The 479-nt window shown below is 57.2% G+C and carries 2 protein-coding genes; both read right to left on the bottom strand.

Features of this window, described 5'->3' with window-relative positions; translation table 11 throughout:
- Positions 1–278: efflux RND transporter permease subunit (locus F8C76_RS19180; protein ID WP_152132949.1), on the bottom strand; the 278-nt coding region annotated here is incomplete at its 3' end.
- Positions 271–479: hypothetical protein (locus F8C76_RS19175; RefSeq protein WP_211372183.1), on the bottom strand; the 209-nt coding region annotated here is incomplete at its 5' end. The genes F8C76_RS19180 and F8C76_RS19175, both read right to left, overlap by 8 nt.

The raw sequence follows: 479 nt of genomic DNA, 5'->3' as shown, positions 1-479 counted from the left end.
CTGGCGCCTTGCTGGGAGCGGGCGATAAATTTACGGGTGTTGGGTAAGGTTTTTAGGGCCTGCTCAACGGGGATGGTGATGGAGCGCTGCACATCTTCCGGGCTGGCACCGCGCCAGGGGATGGTCACGGTGACATATTCAAAGTCGAAGTCGGGGAATAGCTGGGTGTTAAGCCGGGTTAGGCCTAGCACCCCGAGCATGATCATCAGCACCATCAGCAGATTGGAGGCAACTTTGTGTTCGGTAAAGCTGGCAATCAGGCCTCGCGACTCATTCACTGTCGCTGCCCTCGCTGTTCTGCTCTGTTGCGTTCACTGGGGGGCTCTCGCCACCTGTATCTAGACTGTTTTGGGTACTGGTATCGGCATTACTGCCGGGTACAGGCTGTGCGTCCACTGCTAGGCCGACGATGGCCTGGGGCAATTGGGTTGTCATAATGCGTTCGCCGCCTTGCAAAGCATCGGCACGCAGCAATAAAC

Source organism: Flagellimonas olearia (assembly GCF_009184425.1).
Lineage (GTDB): Bacteria > Bacteroidota > Bacteroidia > Flavobacteriales > Flavobacteriaceae > Flagellimonas > Flagellimonas olearia.
This window is presented reverse-complemented; position numbering and strand designations above follow the sequence as displayed.